The 22,641-nt window shown below is 56.0% G+C and carries 22 protein-coding genes; 16 read left to right on the forward strand and 6 right to left on the reverse strand.

The window, feature by feature from the left end:
• The first annotated feature begins 359 nt into the window (after positions 1-359).
• Both QWU00_RS09455 and QWU00_RS09460 read left to right on the forward strand, forming a co-directional pair.
• Positions 360-1,646 carry a restriction endonuclease gene (locus QWU00_RS09455; RefSeq protein WP_052051131.1) on the forward strand — a complete coding sequence of 429 codons (1,287 nt, stop codon included), beginning with the start codon at positions 360-362 and terminating at the stop codon, positions 1,644-1,646.
• A 579-nt stretch (positions 1,647-2,225) separates the two neighbouring features.
• Positions 2,226-3,443 (forward strand): cation:proton antiporter, encoded by a 1,218-nt coding sequence (locus QWU00_RS09460; RefSeq protein ID WP_035377473.1) that lies wholly within the window; start codon positions 2,226-2,228, stop codon positions 3,441-3,443.
• Between the two features lie 222 nt (positions 3,444-3,665).
• On the opposite strand, the gene gabT is transcribed toward QWU00_RS09460, so the two are convergent.
• Both gabT and QWU00_RS09470 read right to left on the reverse strand, forming a co-directional pair.
• On the reverse strand, positions 3,666-4,946 hold the full coding sequence (gabT, locus tag QWU00_RS09465) for a 4-aminobutyrate--2-oxoglutarate transaminase (protein ID WP_035377475.1): 1,281 nt from the start codon (positions 4,944-4,946) through the stop codon (positions 3,666-3,668).
• A gap of 202 nt (positions 4,947-5,148) precedes the next feature.
• On the reverse strand, positions 5,149-6,090 hold the full coding sequence (locus tag QWU00_RS09470; RefSeq protein ID WP_035377477.1) for a LysR substrate-binding domain-containing protein: 942 nt from the start codon (positions 6,088-6,090) through the stop codon (positions 5,149-5,151).
• Between the two features lie 502 nt (positions 6,091-6,592).
• Between QWU00_RS09470 and QWU00_RS09475 the strand changes: the two genes are divergently transcribed.
• From QWU00_RS09475 to QWU00_RS09490, 4 genes are all read left to right on the forward strand, one after another.
• Complete coding sequence (locus QWU00_RS09475; protein WP_262411421.1) at positions 6,593-6,724, forward strand: hypothetical protein; 132 nt, start codon at positions 6,593-6,595, stop codon at positions 6,722-6,724.
• A 245-nt stretch (positions 6,725-6,969) separates the two neighbouring features.
• Positions 6,970-7,524: a DUF1643 domain-containing protein gene (locus QWU00_RS09480; RefSeq protein ID WP_035377480.1), complete on the forward strand. Its 555-nt coding sequence runs from the start codon at positions 6,970-6,972 to the stop codon at positions 7,522-7,524.
• A gap of 248 nt (positions 7,525-7,772) precedes the next feature.
• Complete coding sequence (locus QWU00_RS09485) at positions 7,773-9,068, forward strand: aminopeptidase (RefSeq protein WP_035377483.1); 1,296 nt, start codon at positions 7,773-7,775, stop codon at positions 9,066-9,068.
• A gap of 17 nt (positions 9,069-9,085) precedes the next feature.
• Positions 9,086-9,625 (forward strand): hypothetical protein, encoded by a 540-nt coding sequence (locus QWU00_RS09490; RefSeq protein ID WP_231551542.1) that lies wholly within the window; start codon positions 9,086-9,088, stop codon positions 9,623-9,625.
• Between the two features lie 222 nt (positions 9,626-9,847).
• Here the strand turns inward: QWU00_RS09490 and QWU00_RS09495 are convergent, their stop codons facing one another.
• The 3 genes from QWU00_RS09495 to QWU00_RS09505 form a co-directional block, all read right to left on the reverse strand.
• Positions 9,848-10,699, reverse strand: a complete 852-nt coding sequence (locus tag QWU00_RS09495) for a cell envelope integrity EipB family protein (RefSeq protein WP_231551543.1) — start codon at positions 10,697-10,699, stop codon at positions 9,848-9,850.
• 131 nt (positions 10,700-10,830) lie between these two features.
• Entirely contained in the window at positions 10,831-12,627 is a 1,797-nt protein-coding gene (gene aspS / locus QWU00_RS09500) for an aspartate--tRNA ligase (RefSeq protein WP_035377485.1), read from the reverse strand.
• Between the two features lie 118 nt (positions 12,628-12,745).
• Positions 12,746-13,798 (reverse strand): threonine aldolase family protein, encoded by a 1,053-nt coding sequence (locus QWU00_RS09505; RefSeq protein WP_035377531.1) that lies wholly within the window; start codon positions 13,796-13,798, stop codon positions 12,746-12,748.
• On the opposite strand from QWU00_RS09505, the gene QWU00_RS09510 reads away from it, so the two are divergent.
• The 9 genes from QWU00_RS09510 to QWU00_RS09550 all read left to right on the forward strand — a co-directional run bounded on the left by QWU00_RS09510 (position 13,788) and on the right by QWU00_RS09550 (position 20,500).
• Complete coding sequence (locus QWU00_RS09510; RefSeq protein ID WP_166443802.1) at positions 13,788-13,982, forward strand: hypothetical protein; 195 nt, start codon at positions 13,788-13,790, stop codon at positions 13,980-13,982. The two genes, QWU00_RS09505 and QWU00_RS09510, sit on opposite strands and share 11 nt — an antisense overlap.
• 11 nt (positions 13,983-13,993) lie before the next feature.
• A complete protein-coding gene (locus QWU00_RS09515) occupies positions 13,994-14,611 on the forward strand; it encodes a 50S ribosomal protein L25/general stress protein Ctc (RefSeq protein ID WP_006559490.1) in 618 nt (205 codons plus the stop codon).
• A gap of 88 nt (positions 14,612-14,699) precedes the next feature.
• Positions 14,700-15,281, forward strand: coding sequence for an aminoacyl-tRNA hydrolase (pth, locus tag QWU00_RS09520; RefSeq protein ID WP_006559491.1), 582 nt, complete (start codon positions 14,700-14,702; stop codon positions 15,279-15,281).
• Positions 15,281-16,375 carry a redox-regulated ATPase YchF gene (gene ychF / locus QWU00_RS09525; protein WP_006559492.1) on the forward strand — a complete coding sequence of 365 codons (1,095 nt, stop codon included), beginning with the start codon at positions 15,281-15,283 and terminating at the stop codon, positions 16,373-16,375. Before pth ends, ychF begins: the two co-directional genes overlap by 1 nt.
• A 53-nt stretch (positions 16,376-16,428) precedes the next feature.
• Positions 16,429-17,727: a glutamate-5-semialdehyde dehydrogenase gene (locus QWU00_RS09530; protein WP_166443804.1), complete on the forward strand. Its 1,299-nt coding sequence runs from the start codon at positions 16,429-16,431 to the stop codon at positions 17,725-17,727.
• A 5-nt stretch (positions 17,728-17,732) separates the two neighbouring features.
• Entirely contained in the window at positions 17,733-18,401 is a 669-nt protein-coding gene (locus QWU00_RS09535; RefSeq protein ID WP_035377488.1) for a nicotinate-nucleotide adenylyltransferase, read from the forward strand.
• A 95-nt stretch (positions 18,402-18,496) separates the two neighbouring features.
• Positions 18,497-18,949: a ribosome silencing factor gene (gene rsfS, locus QWU00_RS09540; protein WP_006559496.1), complete on the forward strand. Its 453-nt coding sequence runs from the start codon at positions 18,497-18,499 to the stop codon at positions 18,947-18,949.
• Positions 18,950-19,034: 85 nt separating this feature from the next.
• On the forward strand, positions 19,035-19,490 hold the full coding sequence (locus tag QWU00_RS09545) for a 23S rRNA (pseudouridine(1915)-N(3))-methyltransferase RlmH (protein ID WP_035377492.1): 456 nt from the start codon (positions 19,035-19,037) through the stop codon (positions 19,488-19,490).
• Between the two features lie 134 nt (positions 19,491-19,624).
• A complete protein-coding gene (locus tag QWU00_RS09550; RefSeq protein ID WP_035377495.1) occupies positions 19,625-20,500 on the forward strand; it encodes a sulfurtransferase in 876 nt (291 codons plus the stop codon).
• A gap of 298 nt (positions 20,501-20,798) precedes the next feature.
• Here QWU00_RS09550 and QWU00_RS09555 read toward each other — a convergent pair whose 3' ends face one another.
• Positions 20,799-21,734 carry a LysR family transcriptional regulator gene (locus QWU00_RS09555; RefSeq protein WP_035377497.1) on the reverse strand — a complete coding sequence of 312 codons (936 nt, stop codon included), beginning with the start codon at positions 21,732-21,734 and terminating at the stop codon, positions 20,799-20,801.
• Positions 21,735-21,850: 116 nt separating this feature from the next.
• Between QWU00_RS09555 and budA the strand changes: the two genes are divergently transcribed.
• Complete coding sequence (gene budA, locus QWU00_RS09560; RefSeq protein WP_006559500.1) at positions 21,851-22,633, forward strand: acetolactate decarboxylase; 783 nt, start codon at positions 21,851-21,853, stop codon at positions 22,631-22,633.
• Positions 22,634-22,641: the final 8 nt, after the last annotated feature.

Genomic DNA, 22,641 nt, shown 5'->3' on the forward strand with positions numbered 1-22,641 from the left:
CAGGTCGTGACTAAGTGTCTTCAGGCTTGGAAAAGATGATAGTGAAGGCAGCATCTTTCATGCCATGCCACAGTGTGAATGTGAGGAGGAGCGCTGTTTCCCCGATTCTCTTTCTCTTCCATCAGAAAAACGGCATCTGAAGAGAGTGGAAAGTTAAGAAAGTGGTCCAGTGAGAGGCTCTTTTTCCAAGAAAAGCCGTTTTTACAAGATGTTATGCGGTTTGCGGCTTTAGTTTTTCTATAATCTGAGCCAAAATGAATATTGAATTTACCCGATCCTGTTGCAGCCTGTGAGATAACGTCTTTTTGCGTTTCCGTTGTGCCGCACTGCGGGTTCCAAGACTGAAGGGATGCATCAAGGTGAAGATCCGGTATATCGTCAGCGTTGTCGCGCTTGTGGTAAGCCCGGCGCAAGCGGAAACGGTTTATCGGTTAACGGCCCCTACAGTTGCCTGTGCTGCTCCTGCTGCCACGCGTGATGCCAATGAGGCGATGCAGCATGGCCGTGATCTCACAAAATTTGAGAAACTCTATGATTGCCACGTTATAAATGATGCCGGACAGTGGGATGAAATAGCTGAAAATGGGGACATGCTGCTTCTGCGCAAAACACCCCCAACACCCGGCTTGCCTCCGTTGTATTTTGTCCGGCGTGCTGTCACGCTTGGTGGTGATATATCATCTTCCGAGAAGGATCTTATTCAGACTGTTGAGTCCTTCCGGGTAGACCACCATGACAGTAATCAGAAATTATCTGCGTCCCGTGCAGCTCATAAGGAACAGAGTGATGCGTCTGTTCCCAGCTTAGTGAGTGCTTTGCCAGAAAAAGATATTTTTAAAAATACCGTTCAGGCTTTTCGGGAAAAAATGCACACTCTGTCTGAACGGATGGGATGGCAGAATGGGCTTGTAAAATTTGTTGAATGGGGTGTGGGGCTATATGTTCTTCTTAAAATTGGCGGAGCATATCGTCGGCGGAGAGCGTTCCGAAAGGCGCTGCAAACTGGCAAGCGGCTGATTGATAGTTTGGCTGATCGTCTTCAAATCCGGCGGAAGCAATTAGTCTTTCAGAATGCCTATGGCACCACTATTTATGATAAATGGAACAAGGAAAAATCCGACTTCGTGAAGCGGGAGGTGTATGCCTGCTTCGCAAAGGCTGGGTATGAAAAATATTTTGAAAAAGCCACGCCTCTATTGCTGACATATCTGGATCAGGTTGCTTTTACAGAACCCCGCGCTGTTCCGGTTAAAAGCAGTAATCCTGATATTTATTCCCCTGACATGGATCCGTTTGATTATGAACGGTACTGTGCAAAGCTTCTTAGAAAATCAGGGTGGGAGGCAATTGTTACCTCAGAATGTGGGGATCAGGGGGCGGATATTGTCGCATCAAAAAAAGGCCTGCGCCTGGTCTTGCAGTGCAAACTTTATTCCAAAGCCGTGGGGAATGATGCTGTGCAACAGGTGGCGGCAGCCAAGCATCATTATGCAGGCCGTTTTGCAGCCGTTGTTTCAAATGCGCCTTACACCATTCCCGCGCAGCAACTGGCGAAAACAAACAAGATATTTCTGCTGCACCATGATGAATTACAGAGCTTTGTCCGGCGTTTGGAGAATTTTGCGTCAGCCCGTGTGAGGGGGTAGCTCCCGCGCGTCTTTCCTTTTCATGCAGTGCGGTTTTTGTGGGAAGGCGCACTCTCTGATCCAGCCGCACATTAGCCTATGGCGCTTTATGTGCTCCTGTTCATTATTGCAGGAGGCTTTTCGCTGGAGTTGTATGACCCGATTTCTTTCTCAAGCCTCGTGTGTGTCAGATGGGCACAATGACGAAGGCGTGTTCTGAAGGGGGTAGGGAAATCCTCCGAGGGCAAGGGTGGAGAGACGCTTTACCGCGCAAGAGTGGATGGCGGTGATATATCCATTCCGGTCTTGGGTGGCTTTGAGGATTAAAAGAAAAATTATCTTCCCTTCTTTCCGCTCCCTTTGCTGTGTGGGTAAAGCACGAGGGATGCGGAAATTCCTCTTTTAATACAGTGAATTATAAAGATAACACGCAAAAAAAACCGCAAAACGGAGTGGCGCGGCGAAGCTCAATGATACAACATGCACACTAGGTAAAAATCAACGAAATTTAGGGATAGGATGGTATTGGTTGGAAATATCAATTTATAATGATAAAAAGCAAGAAAATGTATATTTTTTAATCCGAAAGGGAGGGCAAGAATGGAAAAAATAATATCTCTTTTTGCGGATTTTGGTGTTTTTGTTCTCTTTCCGTGGGTTTTATGGCGTGTAACACGCAGAGTATTACCAATAGTTGTTCTGCCAATACTTTTGGGTATTCTGATGGCGGTCTGGCATGTGCCGGTAGAAAGCTGGGGCATTCCCTCTGTCTATGGGGATGATATCGGCTGGGTTGCCGTGCTTGTGCTCGCATTTACTGCCGGGTTGGAAATGTGGCTGAACCCCAATCATGGAGAGGGAGAGGATGCTATTCCCGCTCCTTCGCTTGGCCGGCTGCTGGGTGGCGCCGCTGTGGCGCTCGGTGGACCGTTTCTGATTGGATCTGTGGTGATCTATCAGTTTTTTCTGCCTCTTCACGGTTGGGCAGCTCCGCAAGTTTCGCCGCTGCTGGGCGCTATTTCCCTCGGGTTGTGTATTGCCGTCAGCGCGTTGCCGGTGCTGATTGGTATTGTGCGTGAGCTTGAACCCACGCATCGTGCCGTAGGCCAACTGGCCCTGAAACTGGCTGTGGTTGATGACGCCGCATTGTGGATCGGGCTGGCTATTCTCCAGTTTGTAGCCAAAGGGCCATCCGCGTTGCATAGCTGGTCGTGGCTGGAATTTCTGGCGGTACTCATGCTGGTTGCCTTGGCATCAGCAGGAGGGTGGGCTGCGCGCCACTTCCGGCATCCGCCCCTTATTGTGATCTGGGCGGCTGTGCCCATCTACTTGGCTGCCGGATCATGGGCCAGCATGCAGCTTGGTTTGCATGAACTGATCGGGGCTTACTTTGCCGGAGCTATCATGCCGCCAAGCTGGGTACGTCGCCTGCCGGTGGAAGAAGTGGGAACCTTTGCACTGATCTGGCTTGCTCCCATGTTCTTTGGCCATAGTGGCCTGAAAATTGATGGCGATGCCCTGACATGGCCCTCTCTGGTTGCGTCTTTGGCGCTGGTCGCAGTTTCCATTGTGACCAAGATGGGCGCGGTCTATCTTTTCCCTCCGGCGGCGGGGCTGACATCGCGCCAGAGGCTGAGTGTAGGGGCGTTGTTGCAATGTAAAGGGCTAATGGAAATTGTGGCGGCGACCATTCTCCATGCTCAGGGCATGATTTCGGAATTCGCCTTTGCAGCCCTGATGGTGCTGGCTGTTATTTCCACGTCTCTCACAGGTCCGTTGTTCCGGCTGTTTTCTGGCAAGTCAGCAGAGCAGGCGTAAAAGCAGAAGGGGCGATGTAGCCTCTTCATCAGACAAGGCAGAAAGATCGGGCAGGAAGGTTTCTACCCTCTTATAATGGGGCTGCCCTCGTTATCGCTGGTTTGATTGCTGGCTTGCGGACCGTCCTGCTTGAGCGGATCTGTCTGACGCAGAGAGTTCAAAAGCAAAAAAGAGAGCCCCACGGGAGGCTCTCTTTTTTTGTCTCAAAGGAGAATGTGTCGGTCAGGCCAGTTCAACCAGAACCTGTTCAATCACATCCAGCCCTTCGTCCACCAGCGCATCGGAAGCGGTGAGCGGGGTGAGAATACGAATGGTTGCGCCCTTTACACCACAGGAGAGCAGGATCAGCCCTTTTTCACAGGCTTTGGCACAGACTTTGCTGGCAAAGCCTGTGCGCTGTTCTTCTCCAGCATGGTTTTCAAGAATATCAAACGCAATCATGGCACCTAGCCCGCGTGCGGTGCTGACGGGGAGAATATCCTTGCGTTTGTGCCAGCCATTGATCCGTGCCTTCAGGCGTTCGCCCATGGTGTTTGCACGGTCAATCAGCTTTTCTTCTTCAATAACATCCAGCACGGCCAGCGCTGCGGCACAGGCCAGCGGTGCCCCGGCATAGGTGCCGCCCAGGCCCCCCGGCGGCACGGAATCCATCAGGTCTGCCCGTCCAATCACACCGGAAATGGGAAAGCCGCCGCCCAGAGACTTGGCGACAGATACCAGATCAGGCTCAACGCCGGAGTGCTCAATGCCAAACATTTTGCCGGTGCGGGCAAAACCGGTCTGCACTTCATCCGCAATCAGCTTGATGCCGTGTTCATCGCAGAGGCTGCGGAGATGCTTCAGCAGGGCGGGTGGCGCGATGCGGAAGCCACCTTCACCCTGCACGGGTTCAATAATAATGGCGGCAACCTGCTCCGGCCCAATGTCTGACGCAAACAGGAAGTGCAGCATTTTCAGGCTGTCTTCTACTGTTACGTCTCCATCAGGGAAGGGGAGGTGATAAACCTGTCCCGGCAAGGTGCCAAACGGTGCTTTGTAGGGAAGAACCTTGCCTGTCATGGCAGAGGCCAGCAGCGTGCGGCCATGGAACCCGCCACAGAAAGCAATCACCCCGTTGCGGCCGGTGGCGGCGCGGGCAATTTTAACGGCATTTTCCGTCGCTTCCCCGCCGGTGGAGAAGAAAATGGTCTTGGCCGGGCCAGAAAAAGGCGCAAGGGCGTTCAGTTTTTCGGCCAGTTCGATGTAGGATTCGTAGGCAGAAACCTGAAACGCTGTGTGAGTAAAACGGTCAAGCTGGTCTTTGACAGCCGCCAGCACCTTGGGGTGACGATGGCCCACATTCAGCACCGCAATTCCGCCTGCGAAATCAATGTAGCGGCGGCCTTCCACATCCCACAGTTCAGCGTTTGCAGCGCGATCTGCAAACACAGGTGTAGCTGTGGCAACACCACGCGGCACGGCATTGGCGCGGCGGGTGAGAAGGTCCTTGTTGGTGGTGCTCATGCCGTAAAGGCTCCTTATGGTGTAAAAAACAAAGGCCAGCATGCGGGGCCAATGTGGTCATGCTTGGTTCGTAATGGATTCATAGATGCAAGAGGAGGCGATTTTTTCTTGCCTTTCTGGTGATAAAAAAACACCAGTACGTGCCGTGCCGTGCCGGAGTGCGTGATGGCGTTAAAGGGGAAGCGTGTTTGAATAAGCTGCGTCAAGCAGGTGCATTGACTGTCTGTATTGCCACCTGTTCCAGTAACCATGCGCGGAAAATAGAAAGGGATTGTTTCTCCCATGCGCGTTCCGTGGCGCGCAGGACATAAGATCCCAAAGGCGTTTCCCGGAGCGGTTCCCTAGTAGGGAGGATGCGCACCAAACGGCCTGTTTCCAGATCGTCCCCCAGCAGAAAGGCATTACCCAAGGCTATACCTTCCCCTGCCCGGGCGGCAGCGAGCGTGATATGAGCCTGCCATAACCGGCCAGCACTGGGAACATGAGAGATGTCCACGTTCTGCGCGTTGAACCATAACCGCCATTCCGCATCATCTTCTTCCTGCAAGAGGGGGGCCTGCAGCAGGTCTATCAGTCTGGTGGGCTGACCGCCCATAGCGGCTACGCATGCCGGAGACGCCACGGGAAAAACCGGAGGGCGGGCAATAGCGACACTTCTCAAGGTGCGGAGTGCTGCGGGCGGGGCATCATCGCGTGCATAGAAAATATCCGCATGGCTATCTGTTTCTATACCGGTGCCGTGAAACGCCGTGTTGGCATCAACCGGGCGCAGCAACAGGTCAATATGCGGGTGGTTTCGCCGGAAGGCCGCAAGCCGGGGCACCAGCCAGTGATAGGCGAACCCATGCACGCACGTTACGGTCAGATGAGGTGTCTGTTGACGGATATCGGCTGTGGCACGGGCCAACCCCTCCAGGAGGGGGGCGATCTGGTTGTAATAGGTGTGCCCTGCCAGAGTCAGTTTTCCTGTCGCGCGATCGCGTAAGGTAATGCCCAGTGTCTGTTCCAGATCGCGCAGATGGCGGCTGACAGCCGCGTGATCCACCCGCAGTTCTGCCGCTGCACGGCGTATCCCTCCTGTGCGGGCAAAGGCGGCAAAGGCATTCAGGGCTGCCAAAGGGGGAATGCGGTATCGCTGATCCATTACGCACTTACATGACATAGAAGAGCATGGTTCTTGGGATGAAATGTGGTGGGAAGCAAGCGGTGGGGGAGCCGTGGGTCTGGGGCCATCCGCAGGGGCTTGTCAGACTCGAATCGGGAGGTTTCTCGGAAAAAGCAGTGTGAGTGGTCTGCCTGAACCTGGCAGAATGGGTGGGCTGAAGGTTCAAAAAGAGCAAAAAACCTGATTTTTTCATCAAACAAATGTGATGATCCCTAAATAAGCAAATGCTCAAAAAATAATCAAAAAAGATGACTGAGGGTAGACTCTTTCTACTCCTTGCATCTTTTTTAAACTACGGGTTTTTATGGTGTATAGGATATTGATACGCAATAAATGCCATCTGATTACTTTAAAAACAGCAAAAAAATTAAGTATTCATCATGCGTTTTTTCGATGGCAGGCAGCGTCTACTTTTCTGTTGTCGAGCCCGGTGGAAGTGTGGTTGTAGCCCTTCACCGAGTAAATCTAAGGAAATAGAATAATGTCTATGCAAATTGTAAATGAAATAGTTGCCGCCGTTGTGAACTTTGCCGCGGTTGCTCCTATGCTTGCTTTCCTGCCGGTTGTTGCCACGCTGATGGTTGCCACCGCTGTGTCAGACCGCGTTGCCTGAGCAGGTGGGGTTTCCTATCTGACCAGATGCACTGTCCCGGCTGCCCTATGGCAGTGCAGGGAGTGCCCGGACCGTCATTCCTGTGAGAATGACGCCAGTCCGGCATCGGTTTTGCCGCCCGTGAGGCGGTTTTTTTATGCCTGCTTGCCTACACCCAGCCTTTAAGTGGCTTTTATCAGTCTGCATTCCGGGTAAAACGGGGGCCAGCGCGCTGTGACGCTGTGTGATGACCAACCGGAAAAGCTATGACGGACCTTTTTGACGCCCATCATGTGGGGGAATCCCGCCCACTCACCTTGTCTGATGATGTTGTCAGCACTGCTACGTATGGTGGCTCGGAGCGCTGTTACCGTTATCAGCTCAAACGGGTGTGGGATGCCAGTCGTCCCTCCGTCATGTGGCTCATGATGAATCCGTCCGTTGCAACAGAGTATGGGGATGATCGTACTGTGGCCAAGTGTCAGCGTTATGCGCGGGCATGGGGGTATGGCAGTATTCTGGTGGGCAATACCTTTGCCTATCGTTGCACGGATCAGAAACGCCTGCTCGAAACGCCTGATCCGGTCGGGCCGGAGAATGATGCTGCTCTGCTGGCCATGGCGCGAGAGGCGGATATGGTGATTGCTGCGTATGGCTCGCCTCATCTCAAGGCGTTATGGGAGCGGGGGCCGGAGGTGGTGCGCATGCTTCAGCAGCACGGTATTCCGGTTTATGCCATGCGGGTGGGAGCCAATGGGCGTCCGTGTCACCCTCTTTATTTGCCTGCTGCCCTTAAGCCGGTGCTGTTGCCCGAAGCCTGAAGAGGGCTTCCTAAAGCTCGTGAAAGGTTTTTACACGCCTTTCTCCTCCGTCTTTGCGAAAGGGGGGCAAGGACTATCCGTTTTGGGTGCGGATCACGGCTCGGAAGGCAGACGTGTGCTCTCCGGGAGTTGACGGATGACCTGCTTCAGTATCCGATCAGGGAAGAAAGGTGGCTCCCTTCACCCCTGCGGTGTGGGTGCCATAATAGGTAAAGGGAGGAGTTCCTCCCGCAGCAGGAAGGATCGGCATGTCAGACGCTGCACATAAGCAGAAAACAGGAAGCGCTGAGGTCTACGCCCCCGGCAGTGCACAACTGGAGACTATGCTGGACCGTCTGGGGGAAGTCGCTGTGCGCACAGGCCTGAATGTCGCGCCAGGTCAGCAGGTGATTATCACCGCCCCCCTTGACGCTGTTCCTTTGGTCCGCCGGGTAACAGAGCACGCCTACAAAGCGGGAGCCTCGCTGGTGACCACCTTTTATTCCGATGCGGAGACCACACTGGCCCGCTACCGTTACGCGCAGGATGAAACCTTTGATACGGCGGCGGACTGGCTGGCCAAAGGCATGACGGAAGGGTTCCGCGCAGGGGCCGCACGTATGGCAATTACCGGTTCAGATCCTGCCTTGCTGGCGGGGCAGGACCCAGAGCGGATTTCCCGCGCCAGCCGTGCGGCCTCCCGCGCTAACAAGCCAGCCATGGAAATTATCACCAATTTCGATGTGAACTGGAACATTGTGGCGACTGCCACCCCCGCATGGGCCACTCTTGTTTTTCCCGATCTGCCAGAAGAGCAGGCTGTTGCGCGATTGTGGCAGGCCATTTTTGAGGCGTCCCGCCTGACGGGGGCTGACCCGGTGGCAGACTGGGCGGAGCATAACGCCACGCTGCATCGGCGTGCAGCTTTCCTGAACAATGCCCGTTATGATGCCCTGCATTTTACCGGGCCGGGAACGGATCTTACCGTCGGTCTGGCAGAGGGGCATGAGTGGGCCGGGGGGGCTGAAAAAGCTGGAAACGGCGTGATCTGCAATCCCAATATTCCAACGGAAGAAGTGTTCACTACTCCTCATCGGTTGAAGGTGGATGGGTACGTGGCCAGCACCAAACCGCTTTCTCATCAGGGGTCTCTGATTGATCAGATCAGGGTGCGGTTTGAAGGCGGCAAGATTGTGGAAATGCACGCCGCCAAAGGTGAAGACGTTCTGGCACGTGTGCTGGATACGGATGAGGGTGCACGCAGGCTTGGTGAGGTTGCGCTGGTGCCGCATTCTTCCCCTATCTCTAGCAGTGGCATTCTGTTCCAGAACACATTGTTTGATGAAAATGCTGCCAGCCACATTGCTCTTGGGCAGGCTTACACCAAATGCATGCAGGATACCGCAGGGCAGGATGAAGCGGCTCTTGCAGCACGTGGGGCCAACAGCAGCATGATCCATATCGACTGGATGATTGGTTCAGGTGACATTGATGTGGATGGACTTGATGCGCAAGGCGGGCGTGTGGCCTTGATGCGTAAGGGTGAATGGGTTATTTCTGCATAAGTACGGATTTGAAAAACATGCTTAATAAAACAAAAACTGTTCTGGCTTCTGGTAAAAGGATGGCTCTGGCTGCCGTTGCTTTTGTTGCAGTAGGGCAGGTTGCCGTAGCGCAGACCGCCCCGGCAGAAAATGGTCAGCAGCAGCCTGCTTTGACTGCTGAGCAAATGGCCACCATGCGGCACGATATGGATACCGCGTTGCATTACAAACTGGCTCCGGGTGTTCTGCCGCGTCTGACAAATACATTGAAAGCTATTCACGCAGCCAATCTTCAGCCGCCCGGCCATCTTGGTATGTCGCTGGATGATCAGATTGCCATGGTCAGCAAAGTGCAGGGCTTACCGCCCATTCTGAAAGCCAATGGCTTTACGCCGCGTGATTTTGTTATGAGCCTGACGTGCGTGGGGCTGACAGGCAGCTTGATGAATGTGCCGCCCGGTCAGGCCAGCAGCAAGATGCCCACGCCGGAGCCCGAGAATGTTGCGCTCCTGAAGGCCAATCAGGCAGATTTACAGGCTCTGATTGGTGTTTTGCGCACGGAGCAGCCCAAGCGTTAAGTGGTAACGTTCTTTAAGACCACACTGAACGGGCTGCCGCAAGGCGGCCCGTTTTGCTATTGAACGTTCTGTTCGTGTCTCGATTAAAATGGTGCGCCGCAAGGTTCAGTAAGGCGATTCTGGGTTCGTATCATCGTTTTCAGGCGCTATAACTAATCTTACGCTGACCGTATGAATGTTTCACGTCGTCTTTGAGGGCTGAATCGGTTGTTGGGGTAGGGGTCAGCAATGATGAGGCTTGGGGGGAATGGTCAGGCTACGAAGAGTGCCCGCCATTCTGAAATCGCCAAAGTCCATATCAAGTTTGTCTGAAACGCCATTGGCAAAATAACGCATGCCAATTTCATAATCGGGGAGAATGGCATCCTGCGCATGGCCAAAGAAGGCAACATGGACCCGGCCAGCCTCCATGTTTTGTAAGGCCGGAAAGGATGGTGTGCTTTCAGGTTTTCCCCAGTGAAATGCCGTAATGTAGGTGTATTGGGCACCGTCCTCTCCCGTACCGTCAAACAGGAGGGGAGAAAAGCTTGAGGTACCATGCTCTGCGGCAGAGATAATGGCGGCAGTGTGCGCCATGGGGAACAGAGTGCCCGGGGGCAGCTTGAGTGTCTTACGGATGGGTTTTTCATAATGCACGACACCGCCTGCATTTTTAGGCTCCAGAGTGGCCTCTCCGCTTATGGTTTGTAAAATGGCATTGTTGGATTTCTGCACCGTCCGAAAAATCAGATGCCGTCCATCCTTGCTTTCCAGCGTTGTGTAATCTGATTCCATAGCCACAGCCCCGCCGCTGCGTGTTGCACTTTGAATGTCCAGATGCTGCTGGGTGGACCACGCGGTGCAGGCGTCATGCACGTTGTAAGTCATGGACCCAGTGGCAGAGAGAGTGTTGCCTCCTGACGATTCTGCAAGTGTCAGATCATAGGTGGCGCGTTGGGCAGTCAGAGGTATTGAGGGGGATGTGGCCTGCGGGGCAGGCTGGGGCATCTGGGCCGCGCTGGCTGTTTCAGAAGCTGTTAGAGCGGCTGTCAGAAGGCCGATTGCCAGACCGTTTTTCAGAGAAAAGCCCCTCAAGCGCAGAAAAAAATATCTGGCAGGTAAAATGGAGGCAGGAACAGGCAGAGAAACGCAGAATCTGGTCATGCCTCATACAAAAGAGCATCCGGCGGGCAGACGCAACCACGCCGGATGGGGAATCTCCAGTCTCAGACTTTTTTGATGGTGGGTTTCGGTTTTGGCAGGTCCAGCGCCAGGGAGAGTTCTTTCAGCCGTTCGGGCGGCACCGTGGCGGGCGCGCCCATCATCAGGTCTTCGCCCTGCTGGTTCAGCGGGAAGAGAATAACCTCACGAATGTTGGGTTCATCTGCCAGCAGCATGACAATACGGTCCACACCCGGCGCAGATCCACCATGCGGCGGTGCGCCATAACGGAACGCATTCAGCATACCACCAAACCGGGCTTCCACTTCACTTTCCGGGTAACCGGCAATTTCAAAGGCGCGGATCATCACTTCCGGCAGATGGTTCCGGATTGCGCCAGAGGAAAGCTCAATACCATTACACACAATGTCGTACTGGTAGGCGGTGATATCCAGCGGGTCTTTGGTGTTCAGGGCTTCAAGGCCGCCCTGCGGCATGGAGAACGGGTTGTGCGAGAAATCAATCCGGCCGGTTTCCTCATTCAGTTCATACATCGGGAAATCGGTGATCCAGCAGAAGCGGAAGGCGTTCTTTTCAATCAGGTCCAGCTCTTCCGCAATGCGGGTGCGCACCTGACCAGAGAACTTGGCAACCTCATCCCCTTTGCCTGCAGCAAAGAACACGGCATCTCCAGCCTTCAGGTCCAGCTTGGTGCGGATGGCGTCCACACGGTCAGCTTCAAGATTCTTGGCAATCGGGCCTTTGCCGCCTTCTTCCGCAAACACAATATAACCCAGGCCGCCAGCACCGGCTTCACGCGCCCAGTTGTTCAGTTTGTCAAAGAAGGCGCGGGGTTTGTCGCCAGCGCTGGGGGCCGGAATGGCGCGTACTTCGCCACCATCTGCTGCAATACGGGCAAACAGACCAAAGCCGGAATTGGCAAAGTCTTCCGTTACATCGGAAATCAGCAGCGGGTTGCGCAGGTCTGGCTTGTCAGACCCATAGACTTTCATGGCGCGGGCGTAGGGAATGCGTTCAAACGGTGCCTGGCTGACCGTGCGGCCTTTGCCAAATTCCGTGAACAGGCCGGACATCACATCTTCCAGCGTGGCGAACACTTCGTCCTGTGTGGCGAAGGCCATTTCAAAATCAAGCTGGTAGAATTCACCCGGAGAGCGATCAGCGCGGGAGGCTTCATCACGGAAGCAGGGGGCAATCTGGAAGTAGCGGTCAAACCCGGCCACCATGGCAAGCTGCTTGAACTGCTGCGGCGCCTGCGGCAGGGCGTAGAACTTGCCGGGGTGCATACGGGCAGGCACCAGAAAGTCACGCGCGCCCTCGGGTGAGGATGCGGTCAGGATCGGGGTCTGAAGTTCAATAAAGCCCAGATCCGTCATGCGGCGGCGCATGCTCTGGATAACGCGGGCACGCAGCAGCATGTTGCTGTGCACGCTCTCACGGCGCAGATCAATGTAGCGGTACCGCAGGCGCAGATCTTCAGGATAGTTTTCATGACCGGCTACCTGAAAAGGCAGCACGGCAGCGGCGGACTGCACCACAAATTCACGGGCGCGGACTTCAATATCCCCGGTGGCCAGATCCGGGTTGCGGGTGCCTTCCTCGCGCTCCACCACATCGCCGGTGACCGTGATCACGCTTTCAACACGGGTGTTTTCAGCCAGCGCCAGTGCGGGTGCGCCTGCCGGAATAACAATCTGGGTGATGCCTGTTTCATCACGCAGGTCAATAAACAGCAGCCCGCCGTGGTCCCGTTTGCTGTGGACCCAGCCAGACAGGCGGGCTGTTGTGCCGGCATCCTTGGCGCGAAGGGCCGAGCAGCTATGGGTACGGTAAGGGTGCATGGTCTGGTCCTGAACTGTGGCCCGGCCTGCCTATCACACAGGCCCGGCGCTTTGTCTGTTATCTATATGGGCGGGAGGAAGCCGGGGAGCCGCCCAGATGTCAAGGGAAAGAGGTGGGTTACGCCTGCATACTGGCCCGGATATCGGCTGCCAGTGCCTTTACGGCCTCAGGCTTTGCATCCCATCCAAACAGGAAACGGGCCACGCCGCCAAACATGGTATAGAATCGCCAGCCCTTTGCCCGCAGTGTGTTCATGCTCTGCTCGGGTAGCAGTAGAAACACACCGTTGCTTTGCACTGGCCATGCAAGCTCAAGGCCGCTCACTCCGGCCAGTTCCGTGGCAAAAAGGCGGGCGCAGGCATTGCCGTGTCTGGCGTTTTCCAGCCATGCGCCGCTCTGGATCATGCTGAGCCATGGGGCGGTAATGAACCGCATCTTGGAGGCAATCTGGCCACCCTGCTTGGCGCGCTCCGCAAAACCGCGAGACAGCTTGCGATTGAAAAAGACCACCGCGTCTCCCACAGCCATGCCGTTCTTGGTGCCGCCAAAGCTCAGGGCGTCCACCCCGGCCTGCCACGTTATGGCAGCGGGGGGGCATCCCAGCGCGGCAATGGCGTTGGCCAGACGCGCGCCATCCATATGGAGGCTCAGCCCATGCTCGTGACAGGTGTCCGCCAGCGCACGGATTTCTTCTGGTGTGTACAAAAGCCCGTTTTCCGTGGGCTGGGTGATGGTGACCACCGCCGGGCCGGAAGCCTGTGGGCTTTGCGCCTTGCGGCAGCACAGCTTGATGGCGGCGGATGTCAGTTTGCCATCCGGGCACGGGGGCGTCATGAGTTTGCTGCCGCCCGTAAAAAATTCCGGCGCGCCCCGTTCGGATGTATCGGCATGGGCAATGTCGGTTGCGATGATGCTGCAATAAGGCGGGCACAGGGTTGCCAGCGCCAAGGCATTGGCCGCTGTGCCGTTGAAGACAAAGAAAACAGCGGCATCCGTGTCAAACAGGGTGCGGATGGCATCTTCAGCCAGCCGAGTCCATGGATCGTCACCATAAGCCGGGGCCGAGCCTGCGGCAGAGGCACGAACAATGGCGTCAAGTGCTTGCGGGCAGATGCCGGAATAATTGTCACTGGCGAACTGCTGGGGAGGAGTCTCAGGCATGGGCGGCATTCCTGCGCTGGCGGGGCGTATGACACAAGGCTGCATGGCGGCAGCCTGTGTTCTGGCTTGCATGGGGCAGGGGGTGGCGTCAATCTGGCTTGGCGCAAGGGAAGCATTGCTTTCAGGGCAGATTTCCGCTAAGGGCACCGCACCGTGCAGGCACCCCTGGAGGCCTGCACGTTCTGGTTTCTAGGAGAGTACACCGTGTCAAAGATTACATCCATCGAAGCTTCTGCGCGCGCGAAGGCTGGTAAGGGGGCAGCGCGTGCGACGAGGCGTGCCGGTCTGGTGCCTGGCGTGATTTATGGTGGCAAGAAAGAGCCCGCTCTGATTGCCCTCGACCCCCGCATCGTGATCAAGGGTATTCAGGCTTCTGGCTGGCGTTCCCGCGTTTACGAAATCAAGATTGAAGGCGGTGCGACCGAACGCGCCCTGATTCGTGACATTCAGCTGCACCCGGTAAAAGATACGCCGGAACATGTTGACTTCATGCGTCTGGCTGCTGGTCAGCGCGTGACGGTTGAAGTGTCCGTTCACTTCTCTGGCGAAGAAAAATCTCCGGGCATCAAGCGCGGCGGTGTGCTGAACATTGTGCGTCACACGGTTGAAGTTGAAGCCGATGCAGAACACATCCCTGAATTCTTCAGTGTTGATCTGTCCACGCTCGACATCAACGACAACGTGCGTTGGGAAGACCTGAAGGGCACGGAAAACGTGACCCCGCTGGTACACGTGCCCAACTTTGTGATCGCCACTGTTGCGGCACCGAGTGTTGATGCAGCGGATGACGCTGAAGAAAGCACGGAAGAAGCCGCTTCCTGATAGCAGTCATTCTGTTATGGAGTGATGGCGCGGGGGTACGTGCACAGCGCATGTGCCCCCGTTTTACTTGCAAGATACAGGACCAGTGATGTTGCTCTGGGCCGGGCTCGGCAATCCTGAGCCTTCCATGCGCCGACACAGGCATAATGTCGGGTTTATGGCGGTTGACGCCATTGCAGAGCGCTACGGCTTTTCCCCCTGGCGCAATCGGTTTAAAGGTGAGGTGGCGGAAGGCCGCGTTGGTAATCAGCGTGTGCTGTTGCTGCGCCCCATGACGTACATGAACCTTTCCGGCACCAGCGTGCAGGAAGCCGCCGCTTTCTATAAAATTGCGCCCGATCAGATTACCGCCTTCCATGATGAACTGGACCTTGCCGCAGGCAAGGTGCGGGTAAAACGGGGTGGCGGGGCCGCAGGGCATAATGGTTTGCGCTCCATGGACAAAATGCTCGGCACGCCGGATTACTGGCGGGTGCGCATTGGCATCGGGCATCCGGGGGCCAAGGAGCGTGTGCATGGATGGGTGCTGGGTAATTTCACGGAGTCTGACCGGCAGGACTGGCTTGAGCCGCTGCTGGATAAAATGGCGGCCGCCGCGCCGCTGCTGGCGGATGGCCAGCCGGAAAAATTCATGACGCAAGTTGCGTTGCCAGAAGGGAGTAAGGGCTGATGGGGTTTAACTGCGGTATTGTCGGTCTGCCCAATGTGGGTAAGTCCACCCTGTTCAATGCGTTGACTGCAACGGCATCGGCTCAGGCAGCCAATTACCCCTTCTGCACCATTGAGCCCAACGTGGGCCGTGTGGCCGTGCCTGACCCCCGGCTGGACAAGCTGGCGGAAATTGGCAAATCGCAGAAGACCGTGCCCACCAGCCTTGAGTTTGTGGATATTGCCGGTCTGGTGCGTGGTGCCTCCCGCGGGGAAGGGCTGGGCAACCAGTTTCTGGCCAACATTCGCGAAGTGGATGCCATCATCCACGTACTGCGGTGCTTTGAAGATGATGACATCACGCATGTTGAGGGTGGGGTGGACCCCGTGCGTGATGCGGAAATCATCGAAACGGAACTGATGCTGGCGGATCTGGAATCGCTTGAAAAGCGGCTGCCTGCTCTTCAGAAACGCGCCAAGAACCGTGATGCTGAAGCCACAGCCCAGATTGCCGTAGCCGAACCGTTGATCGAGGCACTGAAGGAAGGTCGCCCCGCCCGCACAGCCATTCCGGAAGGGCAGGAAGAAGCCGTTCGTCGCCTGCAGCTCATGACCTCCAAGCCCGTGCTGTACGTGTGCAATGTGGATGAAGACTCGGCATCTACGGGCAACGCGTTCTCACAGGCGGTCAAGGCTAAAGCCGAAGCGGAAGGCGCTGCGGTTGTGGTGGTGTCTGCTGCTATTGAAGCCGAAGTTAGCCAGCTTGCAGATGATGAACGCCGTGAATTTCTGGAAGGCCTCGGCCTGAAGGATAGCGGGCTGGATCGCGTGATTGCTGCCGGGTACGGTCTTCTGGGGCTGCGCACCTACTTTACGGTTGGCCCCAAGGAAACACGGGCCTGGACCATTACCGCAGGCACAAAAGCACCGCAGGCAGCCGCCGTCATTCACAATGATTTTGAACGCGGCTTCATTGCCTGTGAAACAGTCGCGTACAATGATTACGTTCAGTATGGTGGGGAAGCTGGCGCTAAAGAAGCTGGCCGCCTGCGTATTGAAGGGCGTGATTACGTTGTGCAGGACGGTGATGTTCTGCTGTTCCGCTTCAACGTGTGATCCGGTAACGTTAAGCGGCTGAGACTAACACTGGAATGGGGATGAAGGACGCCATGAAGGCGCATGAAGACGGAGAACAGAGTGTGATAACGCAGACCGTGGCCGCGTCTGCGCCGGGACCAATGACGGTTCTGGCCAAGCGGGCCCGGCTGGCAGCACGCACTCTGGCCACCACCCCGTCTTCCGCGCGGGACCGGGCGTTGTGGGCCGCCGCTGCGGCCCTGCGTGAGGCATCAGCCACCATTCTGGAAGCTAATGCCCGCGATCTGGAAGCATCAACGGCCAATGATGCCTTTCGGGATCGGCTGACACTGACGCCGGAGCGCGTGGAAGCCATGGCGCGCGGGTTGGAGGATATGGCTGATCTGCCTGATCCGGTTGGTCGTGTTCTGGAAGAATGGACACGCCCCAATGGCCTGCGCATTCGTCGCGTGGCCACACCTGTTGGTGTGATTGGCGTGATCTATGAAAGCCGCCCCAACGTAGGGGCAGATGCGGCTGGTCTGTGCATCAAATCCGGTAATGCGGTGTTGTTGCGTGGTGGTTCGGAAAGTCTGCACAGTGCGCGGGCTATTCATGCCGCCATGCAGGCTGGCCTGCGGGCAGCCGATCTTCCCGAAGATGCCGTGCAGATTGCCCCCGATGCAGACCGTGCCCATGTGGCTGAGATGCTGGGTGCAGCCGGGCTGGTTGATCTGCTGATTCCGCGTGGTGGTCGGTCTCTGGTGGAACGTGTGCAGAAAGATGCCCGCGTGCCCGTGCTGGCCCACGCAGAAGGCCTCTGCCACACCTACATTCATTCCGCAGCAGACCCCAGCATGGCGCGGCGGATTATCCTGAATGCAAAAATGCGGCGGGTTGGTATTTGTGGGGCGACGGAAACCCTGCTGATTGATGCGGCCATTGCCCCCGGCCTGCTACCGCTGATTGTGGCTGATCTGGCTGAATTTGGCTGTGGCTTCAAGGCCGACGCTGCTGCGCGTGAGATTGTGCCGGATCTGCCTGCCGCGACCGAGAAGGATTTCGGGACCGAATGGCTGGACGCCATGTTGAATATTGCCGTGGTGGACGGCGTGGATGAAGCGCTGGACCATATTGCCCGCTATGGCTCCTCTCATACAGAAGCCATTGTCACGTCTGATGAAGCAGTAGCGAACCGCTTCATGAATGGTACGGACAGCGCGGTTGTGATGTGGAATGCCTCCACCCAGTTCTGTGATGGCGGGGAATTTGGGTTTGGCGCTGAAATCGGCATTGCCACAGGTCGCTTCCATGCACGTGGTCCGGTGGGTGTGGAGCAACTGACCACCTTCCGGTACGAAGTGCTCGGCACAGGGCAGGTTCGGACCTGATCTGGGTGGGCGGCCAGGACGCTATTCCAACTGCGGGGGACTTACGGCGCGCGCGTATCGGGTTGCTGGGGGGCTCCTTCAATCCGGCACATGAAGGGCATCTGGCCATTGCCCGTCGGGCGTTGCGGGCGCTGCGGCTGGATCAGGTGTGGTTTATGGTCTCGCCCGGCAATCCTTTGAAGGCAACGTCCGGTATGGCACCGTTTGTTCAGCGGCTTCAGTCGGTCGCGCGGCTGGTGGATGGCCATAAGCTGGTGGCAACGGACATAGAAGCCCGACTCGGCACGCGCTATACGGTTGATACCATCCGCAAATTGCAGATGCGTTTCCCTCATGCGCGGTTTGTGTGGCTGACCGGGGCAGATGGTCTGGCCTCCCTGCCGCGTTGGAAAGGCTGGCGGCAACTGGTGCGGTGTGTGCCTCTGGCCGTTATGCCCCGGCCGGGGCAGAATAATCGCGCCTTGCATGGGGCCGCGGGGCATTATATGGCGCACTGGCGCATACCGGCCCGCCGCGCAGCATTGCTTGCTGATCTCCCCCCTCCAGTATGGACTTTTCTTCCGGGGCGACAAAACGGTATATCTGCAACATCAATTCGTCAGAATGGTGGATTTGGGAGCTCTGTCGACTCTCTCGTCCCGTCTGGCAGGTCACACTCAGGAGAACGATCATAACCACCAATCCCCCCGCCGAGAAACCGAAACGCACACGGTCTTCCACGGCAACCGCCAAAGCCGCTGCCGCCAAGGCGCCGTCCGCCAGCCCGGTTGTGGCTGGTGCTGCTACCAGCACGGGCTCTGTCCGCAAGAAAGCCGCGGCATCCGGCCCCAAGGGCAAGGTCAAGCGCGAGCCCGTCTCTCCCGACGTTCTGGCGCAATCCCTCACCATCATCACCACCAGTCTGGATGATGATAAGGCCGAAAACATTGTGGTCATTGACCTTGCCGGTCGGGCCTCATTTGCGGACAAGATGGTGATTGCTACCGGTCTGGCTGATCGTCAGATTGCCGCCATGGCGCAGCATATCGAACGCAAGCTCAAGGAAATCGGCATCAAGCGTGTGCTGATCGAAGGGGCTAACGGATCAGACTGGGTGTTGCTGGATACGGGCGACATCATTGTGCATCTGTTCAAGCCAGAAGCACGCGAACTCTACGGTCTGGAAAAAATGTGGGGCGCGGAGCTGGATGACGGCAACGCAGAGGCTGTCCCCACAGCCTGAGTCTGTTTTCTGTGACGTGTGACCAGATGTTTCCGGCTTTGTTTCTTCATGCGCCTGACGCCCAACCAACCTTGGGGAGCACTCCATGAGGCTTGTTGCGGTTGGGCGCATGAAGGACAAGGCCGAACTGGCGCTTGTGGAGCGTTACCTCAAGCGCTTGCGCCCCCGGCTGGATATTGTGGAACTGGCTGACGGGCGCGGCAGCCCTGATGAAATCAAACGCCGGGAAGCACAGGCCATTCTTGCGGCGTGTCCTCCTCAGGCATTTCTCATCGTTCTTGATGAAGCCGGACGCTCCTTCAGTAGTCCGGGTTTTTCAGAAGCAATGGCGGAGTGGTCTGCTCTTGGCCGCTCGTTATGCTTCGTCATTGGCGGTGCTGAGGGGCTGGATGCCGCTGTTATTGAACGTTCTGATGCAAAACTGTCTTTTGGCACACTGACATGGCCGCACATGCTGGTACGGATCATGCTGGTGGAGCAGGTCTACCGTGCGCAGGCCATTGCCGCAGGGCATCCCTATCATCGTTCCGGACGCCCCTGATCCTGCCTTCCGTTTTCATGATGAAACTGTGCGGCCGGGTGCGGGCATAGCGGCTTTGTGATCGCCCCCCTGCCGGGCGAAGAAGACATCTTATAGGGATAAAGCCTCCTTTCACATGAAGATGGAAAAGCGCGATGCCAGCAGAGGTTCTTTATTCTCCTGAGCATGTTCGCGCTCTGATCAGCCAGAATGATGCGTTGCTGATTGACGTGCGGGCAGAAGAAGATTTTGCCAGGGAGCATATTCCGGGTGCAGTCAATATGCCGGATATTTTCACCTATCTGGCAGAAACATCTGAGGAAGGACTCAGCAAGCTTCAGCAGACATTTTCCACTCTGTTTGCAGATTACGGGCTGGATGGCAGCAAAAAGGCCATAGTGTATGAAGATGCGCTTCATACCCGCTACGGCGCATCATGCCGTGGATACTGGATTCTCAGTTATCTGGGTTATCCGCAGGTTGGTATTCTGGACGGCGGGTTGCAGGCGTGGCGTGCGCAGGGAGGATCTCTGACGGCGGAGCGTACGGTTATTACGCCCACCCAATTCCCCCTGAAGGTCAACACGGCATTGATGGCAACACGGAAAGACGTATTTGCCGCTCTGGAAAACCCCGGCATCAAACTGCTGGATAACCGTGACAAAGTGGAATGGCTGGGCGAAAGTTCCTCCCCTTACGGCGTGGATTTTGCCCCGCGCAAAGGCCGTATTCCCGGTGCGGTCTGGATAGAATGGTACGATTTCATGCGTGTTGACGCAGAGCAGTCGGCTTTCAGGTCTGCCGAGGATATTCGTGCACTGGCGGCATCGCGTAATCTATTCCCTGAAGATGATATTATCATCTATTGTTTCAAAGGAGCACGCGCAGCCAATACTTATGTGGCGCTGGCGTCTGCGGGTTTCCAGAAACTGCGCATTTACATGGGGTCCTGGAATGAATGGTCCCGCGATGAAAGCATGCCGATAGAGGACGGTCTGCCGCGCGCTTCCGTGCCGTATCACCGTCAATAAGAGGCTGCTTGTTGAAAAGTCTGCCAAGTCGGTCTGCCGAGGCTTTGGGGGCTGAATGATCTGGGTGTCGGCCGGATGGCACCGCATTGTGCTGCTAGGCCAATCCGCCTTTTGTCTCAAAAATCCTTCGCCGTCCCGCAACGGCTGACTTTTAACGCGTAATCGGAAAAACAGTGAGAACCTGTCAGATCACTCTGGCAGGTTGAAAATTGTTTTGAGGCAGCACGTCCTGATCTGCTGAAGCAGGTCGTTTAAGCCCCGATTTCGGTAACAGGCGGAATGGGTGATGCTCCGTGTTTTAGAAACCGGAAGCGGGAAACTGTGCTTCCGGGCTCATTTTTTCCCATTCTCGGCAAGTTGTGCGCAGAATTTTTACAAAACGGCTGACAATAGGCATGTTCTGGCCAGACCGAATGGCGACGGCAAGGGTGGCCCGTGGTGCGGGTTCGCTGATGGTATGGAACGTGACCCCGCCCGCATGAATCTGGCACAGGGAACGCGGCACAACTGAAACGCCCATCCCTGCGGCAACCAGCGGAACCGTGCCGGCAATCTGCGGTGCCTGCTGCCCAAGGATGGGTGTTACCCCGGCCAACTGATAGGCCGAAAGAATGGCGTCATGAAAACCGGGGCCTAGTTCACGGGGAAAGATGATCAAAGGATCATCCGCAACCATATCCAGACTGATAATAGGCTCTTCTGTCAGCCGATGACCACGGGGCAGGGCGATAACGGTCGGTTCATCCAGCAGATGCGAAACGGAAAGGCGCGCGGGATCAGGCACGGGTGGGCGAACAATGGCAATATCCGTACTGGACTCGTGCAGGGCGGCACACAGGGCCGGTGTATTGCTTTCTTCCAGAGAGAGGGTGACATCCGGGGCAATATCCCGAAAAGACCTGATGGCAAGAGGGATAACCGGAAGAAGCGGTACTGCTCCCGCTAGCCCGAGCCGGATGTGCCCGACTTCCCCGCGGGCGAGTCCTTCGGCTGTGACCTGAAACTGGTGTTGCAATTCCAGAATGGCGCGTGCGCGCGGAATCAGGGTTGCGCCAATTTCCGTCAGTTTTACACCGCGTGTCTGCCGTTCAAACAGTTTTACGCCCAATTTCTGTTCAAACTGGCGGATTTGCTGACTTAATGGGGGTTGTTCCATACCCAGTTCTTCAGCAGCACGGGTAATACTGCCAAGATCAGCTACTGTTACAAAGTAACGCAAGTGTCGGATGTTCATGTTGCATATATAATATGTATGGATAATGGGTTCAATATATATTGGAACACTTGATTGGCTTGTTATAACTTTTTCTCACAAATCTTAATCAGCAAGAGTGTGAGACGGTGCGAAGCATGAAAAACAGCCCGGTGACCGACATGGATGTCCGGTCTTCCGCCTTGGGAAATGGTGTCAGCAAAAAGCCCGTGGCAAACCGCCTGTATCAGACCTCCACCATGGCAGCGTTGCTGGATGCTGTTTATGATGGCGAAACCACTCTGGATGAACTGCTTCAGTACGGTAATTTCGGGCTGGGGACGTTCAACGCGCTTGATGGCGAAATGATTGTCACGGAAGGGGTGGTGCGCCAGTTCCGGGCTGAAGGGCTGGCAGCGGAAGTGCCTGGTTCTTTGAAAACACCGTTTGCCTGTGTCACCTATTTCGAACCGGAAAAAACGTTCAACATTGATCGTCCGCAGACCAAGGAAAGTTTTGAAGGCCTGGTGGACAGTCTGGTCGGGAACCCCAACCTGTTTGCCGCCGTGCGTTTTACCGGTGAGTTTGAACGGGTAGATACCCGGACGGTCTTCTGCCAGTGCAAGCCATATCCGCATATGCTTGAAGTGGTGAAGAAACAGCCGACCCTCACCATGGAATCTGTAACCGGCACCATGATCGGTTTCCGCACGCCTGTTTACATGCAGGGTGTGAACGTTGCTGGTTATCACCTGCATTTTCTGACGGAAGATCAGAAACGTGGCGGGCATGTTACCGAATATCGGCTGGTGCGTGGGCAACTGGAAGTTGCCACGATCTCCGACCTTGAAATCAAGCTGCCTCGCACCGAGCAGTTTGCTCAGGCCAATCTGAATCCTGAGCACCTGAGCGAAGCCATTCGGATTGCTGAAGGCGGCTAACTTCCTTT

This window comes from Acetobacter tropicalis (genome assembly GCF_030644465.1).
Classification (GTDB): domain Bacteria; phylum Pseudomonadota; class Alphaproteobacteria; order Acetobacterales; family Acetobacteraceae; genus Acetobacter; species Acetobacter tropicalis.